Genomic DNA, 7,076 nt, shown 5'->3' with positions numbered 1-7,076 from the left:
CGGCTCGGGCGGCGGCGACGGTGGCGGGGGCGGCAGGGGCGCCGCCGCGAGGGGCCCCTCCGGCGGCGCCGGCGGGACGAGCGGCACGGGCGGCGTGAACGCCTCGCCCGGCAGCGCCGCGGTGGGCGCCTGGCCGGCGCAGGCGAGGACCGCGAGGGCGAGGGCGGCGGCGATCGTGCTCCGGCCGGCGGCGATCATGGCTCGCCAGGCGCTTCGCCTACGGCTTGCGCGTGACGAGCAGGTGGTAGTGGTGCTCGCCGTCGAGGTAGCCGTAGCGGACCGGCAGCACCCGCCGCGGCTGCGACGACCAGAGCTTCACGAAGTCGGCGTTCACCGCGGTGGAGGCGGGGAGGTAGCTCTTCGCGAAGGTGCCGTAGGTGTCCTGGACGAAGCCCGCCTTCCGCGCGAACCCCGGCGGCATCCCGGTCGAGTCGGAGATCATGAAGACCATCCGGTCGAGGAGCACGTTCCGGACGCCGGAGAAGTCCGCGCGCCAGAGCAGGTAGCTCGCCGCCTTGGTCATCGCGACGAAGCGCCCCTTCGCGGCGAGGTGCTTCAGGATCCCCGGGTTCTTCGCGAGCGCGCCGTCGGAGAGGTCGGCGGCGATGTGGCGGTGGACGCGCGCGTGGAGCTTCGGATCCTCGCCCCGCTTCACGAACACGAGCTCCGAGTTCGAGAACGCCGGCGAGAAGTCCGGGGAGACCCACTGGCCGCGGAGGAGGCGCGCGGTCTCCTTCTCGGAGGCGGCGATGTCCGACGGCGTCAGGTAGTGGAGCGTGCCGTCCGGCTCCACCCGGAAGAAGCGGAGGCTCACCGGCTCGTACCCGTGCACCGCGAGCGCCGTCAGGAAGAAGGCGAGCTGGCCGGGGATCTCGCCGCGCTGCCCCTTCATGAGGTTCTCGGTCTTCGAGTCGTTCTGCGTGAGGAGGCCGGCGGAGGTCTGCCGGATCACCTCGAGCGACTCGGCGAGCGTCTTCGCGCTCTTCACCGCCGCGAGGCGGCGTGGGTCGCCGGCGTGCTCGAGCGAGAGCGTGGTGACGTTCCGTGCCTCGGGGTAGGTGGTGAGCGCGGAGAGGAGGTCGCCGCCGCCGAACGGGTAGACCACCGTGGTGGGGAGCCCAGCCGGGCGGAGCCCCGCGAGGAAGGCGGACGCCTTGGGCAGGTAGCCCTTGCGGTAGGCCTGGATCTGCGGTCGCTGCTTGGCGCAGAACGCCGCGACGACCTTCGCGTCCACGCCGCGCGGGAGCGGCGCGCCGCTGCACGACACCACCGCGTAGAGGAGCTTCGCCTCGGCGCCGAACTCGGCCGGCGCCTCCGCCGCCGCCGGCGCGCTCTCCGCCGGCACCTCGCACGGCTTCACCGGCGCGCACGGCGCTCCGCCGGCCGGCGCGGCGGGCGGCTGCCCACCGCTCGCGAGCGCGGCGAGGGGGAGGGAGACGGCGAGGACCGCCGCGAGGTGGGGGAGCGTGCGCATGGCGGTCTCATGTACCATGCGCCCGATGAACGCGCGATCTGCCGGAAAGCTCACCCTCTGGCCTGGCGTCGGCCTGGTCGCCGCCAACATGATCGGGGCGGGGGTCTTCCTCTCCACCGGCTTCATGGCCCAGAGCCTGTCGCCCGGCCCCATCCTGCTCGCGTGGGCGATCGGCGCGCTCCTCGCCCTGGCCGGCGCCCGGGCCTACGCCGAGGTGGCGCGCCTCGTCCCGCGCTCCGGGGGCGAGTACCGGTACCTCTCCGAGCTCATCCACCCGTCGCTCGGCTTCGTGGCGGGCTGGGCCTCGCTCCTCGTCGGCTTCTCGGCGCCGATCGCCGCCGACGCGCTCGCCGCCGGCGAGTTCGCGCGCACCGTCTTCCCCGTCCTCGATCGCGGCTGGCTCGTGCCCGTCGGCCACGGCCACGTCCCGGTGAGCGCCGCCCAGCTCGCGGGCGCCGCGCTGATCGTCCTCCTCACCGCCTTCCACGCCGTCGGCCTCCGGACCAGCGCGCGGGTGCAGAACGGGCTGGTCCTGGTGAAGGCGCTGCTCCTCGCCGGCTTCGTCGCGGTGGGGCTCCTCTACGGCCAGCGGAGCTGGCCGACCTGGCACGCCGGGGCGGCCGGCGCGGGCTTCCCGCTCGCGGCGTTCGCCTCGGGCCTCTTCTACATCGCGTTCGCCTTCAGCGGATGGAACGCCGCCGTGTACGCGGCGGAGGAGTTCGACGCGCCCGAGCGCACCGTGCCGCGCGCGATGATGGTCGGCTGCCTCCTCGTCGCCGCGCTCTACCTCGTCGTGAACTTCATCTTCGTCGCGAACCTCACCCCCGCCGACGCGGCGGTGGTGTTCCGCTACGACACCGACCGGGTGACGCTCGGGCACGCGGTGGTGGCGCGCCTGCTCGGGCCCGGCTCCGGCGCGGTGATGTCGCTCGTCACCGTGCTGGTCTTCGCCTCGGCGATGAGCGCCATGACGTTCATCGGGCCGCGCGTCACCGCCGCGATGGCGAAGGACGGCTACCTGCCGGCGGCGCTCCGGTGCCCGGACGGGAAGCCGCCGGCCGCGGCCATCGTGCTGCAGGGCGCGCTCGCGCTCGCGATCCTGTTCACCCACCCGCTCCGCGCGATCCTCGAGAACCTCGGCGCGATCCTGATCTTCTTCGCCGCGCTCACCGCCGCCGGGCTGTTCAAGGTGGCCCTCGCGCCCGGCGCGCTCGACCGGCCGCGGGCCGGCGCCCTCGTGGCGGCCGGCGTCCACGTCGCCGTGGCGCTCGCGATGCTGGTGTTCGGCTTCGTGCTCTCGCCCGGCAGCCTGCGGTGGGTCGCGGCCGCCGCGGTGGCGGGCGCCGCCGGCTGGCTCCTCTCCCGGCCGCGCGGGCAGGCCGCCGCGCCGCCGGCGCCCGCGCCGGGCGCCTGAAGCGCGTCCCTCGGAGAGGTCGGCGCCCGCGGGCGCGCACCGCGGGTGAGCCGGGCTGCCCATCGACATCGCGTGGGAATGGTGGTTTCCTGCCGCGGCACGGATCGCCGCCGCGAGGGACCGCATGGCCGAGAGCCTGGCAGCGAAGGGCGAGAGCCCCGCCTCGAAGGAGTTCCAGCCGTACGTGCCGTCCCAGACGGCGCTGCCGGAGCTGACGCCGAAGGCGCTCCTCACCGGGGCGGTGTTCGGGATCGTCTTCGGGGCCTCGACGGTGTACCTGGCGCTCCGCGCCGGGCTGACGGTCTCGGCGTCGATCCCCATCGCCGTGGTCGCGATCAGCCTCGGGCGGAAGTTCCTCGGGACCTCGATCCTCGAGAACAACATCATCCAGACCACCGGCTCGGCCGGCGAGTCGATCGCCGCCGGCGTCGTCTTCACGCTCCCCGGGTTCCTGTTCCTCTCGGTCGATCCCGCGACGCGCAGCTCGATCGGGGCCGGGTACTTCGGGTACGGGACGCTCTTCACGCTGGCGCTCGTGGGCGGCATCCTGGGCGTCCTCATGATGATCCCGCTCCGGCGGTCGCTCATCGTGAAGGAGCACGGGACCCTCCTCTACCCCGAGGGCACCGCCTGCGCGTCCGTCCTCATCGCCGGCGAGCGGGGCGGCGACTTCGCCCGGACCGCGTACCAAGGGCTCGGGTTCGGGTTCGTCTACGCGATCCTCCAGAAGCTGATGGGCGTGATCGCCGAGACGCCGACCTGGGTCTCCGGCCAGCGCAACCGGTGGCTCCCGTCGGCGACGGTGAACGGCGACGTGACGCCGGAGTACCTCGGCGTCGGCTACATCATCGGCCCCCGGATCGGCGGGGTGCTCGTCGCCGGCGGGGTCCTCGCCTGGCTCGGCCTGATCCCGCTCCTCGCCGTGCTCGTGCCGGCGGACACCATCGCCGCGCAGCTCGTGAAGGTGGGCTACGATCCCGCGGGGGGGCGGTTCGGCTACGACGCCGCGGCCCACACGCTGCGGGACCTCCCCGGCGCGGTGTACTTCGCGTACGTCCGGCAGATCGGTGCCGGCGCCGTGGCGGCGGGCGGCTTCATCACCCTCCTCAAGACCTTCCCCACGATCTGGACCTCGCTCCGCGACTCGATCCGCTCGCTCTCCGACCGGCAGGCGGCGGCAGCGACCGCGCGCACCGAGCGTGACCTCTCCTTCAAGACCGTCGTCCTCGGGTCGATCGGCCTCGTCGCGCTGCTGGTGGTCCTCCCGCAGATCCCCGGCCACACCGTCCTCCAGAAGTTCCTCGTCGCGATCCTCGTCATCGCCTTCGGCTTCGTCTTCGTGACGGTGTCGTCCCGCGTCGTCGGCATCATCGGGTCGTCCTCGAACCCGATCTCCGGGATGACCATCGCGACCCTCATGGCGACGGCGATGGTCTTCGTGGGGGTGGGCTGGACCGGCCGCGCCTACGAGCCGCTCGCGCTGGTGGTGGGCGGGATGGTCTGCATCGCCGCCGCGAACGCCGGCGCCACGAGCCAGGACCTCAAGACCGGCTACCTCGTCGGCGCGACGCCGCGGGCCCAGCAGATCGCGCTCTTCGTCGGGGCCGTCGCGTCGGCCGTCGTGATCGGCCTCACCATCTCGGTGATCAACCAGGTCTACGGCATCGGCACCGCCAAGTTCCCCGCGCCCCAGGGCACGCTCATGGCGACGCTCATCAAGGGGCTCCTCTCCCTGAACCTCGACTGGCACTTCGTCCTGGTCGGCGTGTTCATCGCGGTGACGATGGAGCTGTGCGCGGTGAAGTCGCTCTCGTTCGCGGTCGGGCTCTACCTGCCCCTCTCGACCACGCTCCCGATCTTCGTGGGCGGCGCGGTGAAGGGGATCGTGGACTGGGTCGCGACGCGGAAGGGCGAGCGGGCGCAGGAGTCGGAGCTCGGCTCCGGCAGCCTCTTCGCGACGGGCCTCGTCGCGGGCGGCGCGATCACCGGCGTGATCGTGGCGTTCCTGTCGATGCCCGAGCGGTGGAAGGCGTTCATCGAGCGGCACCACCAGGCGGCGCCGCTGAGGGAGCTCCTCGGCGCCGGCGGCTACGACCTGCTCGGCGTGCTCTGCTTCGCGATCATGGCGCTCACGCTGTACCGCGTCGGTCGGAGGCCCGCCTCCCTCACGTCTCCTTGAGCGACGCGACCTCGGCGGCGAGGGCCTTGTTCTTCTGGAGGTAGCGCGCCACCTCGCCGTTCAGGAACTCGTTCTCCCCCTTCAGGTCCTCGAGCTCCTCCGCGACCTTCTCGAGCTGGGCCTTCAGCCGGGCGGTGTCCGCCGGAGCCGCGGCGGGGACGGGCGGCGGGCGCGACGCCGCCGCGGCCTCGAGCTCCTGCACGCGCTTGCGCGCCGAGAGCTCGGACCGGGCTCGCGCCTCGAGGTGCTTCTCGAGCTCGACGAGCGCGGCCCGGAGCCGCTCCACCTCCGCGGCGTGCCGCTTCTCCCCCTCGCCCGACTCGGCGGCGAGCGCCCGGCGGCGTCGCTCGGTGTCCTCGCTCGCGCGGTGGAGCTCGGCGCGGGCCTTCTCGAGCTCCGCCCGCGCGCGCTCGACCTCCGCGCTGCGGGCGTTCCGCTCCGCCTCGACCTCGGCCACGCGGCGGCGCGCGGCGCCGAGCTCCGACTCGAGCCGGGCCGCGGAGCCCTGGAGCTTCCCCGCCTCGACCGCGAGCCGCTCCTCGGCGCGAGCGCGCTCCGCGGCGGCCCCCTGCACCGCCCGGGACGCCGTCTCGGCCGCCGCCGTCCGCTGCTGGAGGAGGTCCTTCAGCGAGGCCACCTGCTCGCGCAGCGACCCGACCTCCTTCCGGAGCCGCCCCGCCTCCTCCGCGACCGGCTCGAGCTTGGCGAGGCGCTGCACCTCCCCCTCGAGGCGGCGGGTGCGGTCCCGCTCCGCCTCGAGCTCGCGCCGCGCCGCCTCCGCCTCGCGCGCGACCTGGTCGCGCTCCGCGATCGCCTGCGCGGCCCGACGCTCCGTCTCGGCGCGCGCCGCCTCGAGGCGGGAGAGCTCGCCCCGGGTGCCCTCGGCGCTGGCGCGCCCCTCGGCCAGCGCCGCCCCGAGGTCCGCGATCCGCTGCTCCGCCGCGGCGAGCTCGGCCGCCTTGGCCTGGAACGCGTGCTCGACCGCCACCGCCTTCTCGTCGTACGCCCGCGCCTCGGCCCGGGCCTGGCCGAGCTGCTGGTCGGCCTGGGCGCGCCCCTCGGTCGCCTTGCGGAGCTCCGCCTCGAGCGACGCGATCCGCTCGCGCGCGTCGGCGAGCTCTCCCTGCGCGGCCTGAGCCCGGCCGTCGGCCTCCTCGAGCTGCGCGCGGAGCGCCTCCTCGCGCTCCTCCGCGCCGCCCCTCGCCTCCGCGGCGGCGGCCTCGCGCTCCGCGAGCTCGGCCTCGCGCCCGGCCACCTCGCCCTCGAGCCGGGCCCGCTCCGCGGCGAGCGCGTCGCGCTCGCCCTCGACGGTCGCGATCCGCTCCTGCGCGTCGGCGACTCGCCGCTCGGCCGCGTCGAGCGCGGCCGCCGCGTCGGCGCGGTCCGCGTCCCGCTCCGCCTCGGCGCGCGAGAGGGCCTCCGCGCGTTCCCGGTCCGCCTCGGCGCGCGCGGCCTCCGCGCGGGCGCGCTCGTCCGCGCGGTCGGCCTCGAGGGCGGCCACGGCGCGGCCGTGGTCCTCCAGCGCCTCGGCCAGCTCGGCCTCGAGCCGCGCGCGCGCCTCCTCGGCGGCCGCGACGCGACCGGACCAGGCCTGCTCGGCGGCCTCGAGCCGCTGCATCGTCTCGCTCAGCACGTCGGAGAGCGAGCGGCGGGTCGAGTCGCTCTCGTCGAGCTGCCGGCGGAGGTCCGCGAGCCGCGCGGTCTGGGCGGCGGCGTCCTGGCCTGCCTCCTCGAGGCGGCGATCGAGCTCCTCCCCGCGCCGTCGCTCGGCCTCGAGGTCGCTCCCGAGCAGGTCGCGCTCGCCGGCCGCCGCGGCGACCTCGCCCTCGATCGCGACGAGGGCGTCGCGCAGCTTCGCGAGGAACGCGTCGCGGGCGCGGAGGCGCTCGCGGAAGTACTCGAGCTTCTCGTCCGGCGTGCCCTTCGGCGGGGCGGGATCGCGCGGCCACTCGGCGAGCACCGCGGCTGCGTCGATCCGCGGCCCGGCCTTCAGCTTGCCGATCGGCGCG

General features: G+C 75.1%; 4 protein-coding genes and 1 pseudogene. 2 read left to right on the top strand and 3 right to left on the bottom strand.

The genetic code is table 11. The features are described from left to right. Positions 1 to 198 (bottom strand): annotated as a pseudogene (locus MNZ27_RS22580) (hypothetical protein); the annotation flags it as partial. Between the two features lie 19 nt (positions 199 to 217). After that, positions 218 to 1,474: a hypothetical protein gene (locus MNZ27_RS22575; protein WP_242396326.1), complete on the bottom strand. Its 1,257-nt coding sequence runs from the start codon at positions 1,472 to 1,474 to the stop codon at positions 218 to 220. Between the two features lie 25 nt (positions 1,475 to 1,499). On the opposite strand from MNZ27_RS22575, the gene MNZ27_RS22570 reads away from it, so the two are divergent. After that, a complete protein-coding gene (locus MNZ27_RS22570; RefSeq protein WP_242396325.1) occupies positions 1,500 to 2,888 on the top strand; it encodes an APC family permease in 1,389 nt (462 codons plus the stop codon). 124 nt (positions 2,889 to 3,012) lie between these two features. Further along, positions 3,013 to 5,067, top strand: a complete 2,055-nt coding sequence (locus MNZ27_RS22565; protein ID WP_242396324.1) for an OPT family oligopeptide transporter — start codon at positions 3,013 to 3,015, stop codon at positions 5,065 to 5,067. Here the strand turns inward: MNZ27_RS22565 and MNZ27_RS22560 are convergent. Further along, the coding region (locus MNZ27_RS22560) for a coiled-coil domain-containing protein (RefSeq protein ID WP_242396323.1) at positions 5,054 to 7,076 on the bottom strand (2,023 nt) is incomplete at its 5' end. The two genes, MNZ27_RS22565 and MNZ27_RS22560, sit on opposite strands and share 14 nt — an antisense overlap.

This window comes from Anaeromyxobacter oryzisoli (genome assembly GCF_022690765.1).
GTDB classification, from domain to species: domain Bacteria; phylum Myxococcota; class Myxococcia; order Myxococcales; family Anaeromyxobacteraceae; genus Anaeromyxobacter; species Anaeromyxobacter oryzisoli.
Note: the sequence above shows the minus strand (reverse complement) of the source record. Positions and strands in the feature narration are given on the sequence as shown.

What these genes read in the sequence shown, in the direction of transcription:
- MNZ27_RS22570 (WP_242396325.1), top strand. Translation starts at nt 1,500, where the DNA reads ATGAACGCGCGATCTGCCGGAAAGCTCACCCTCTGGCCTGGCGTCGGC.
- MNZ27_RS22565 (WP_242396324.1), top strand. Translation starts at nt 3,013, where the DNA reads ATGGCCGAGAGCCTGGCAGCGAAGGGCGAGAGCCCCGCCTCGAAGGAG.
- MNZ27_RS22575 (WP_242396326.1), bottom strand. Translation starts at nt 1,474, where the DNA reads ATGCGCACGCTCCCCCACCTCGCGGCGGTCCTCGCCGTCTCCCTCCCC.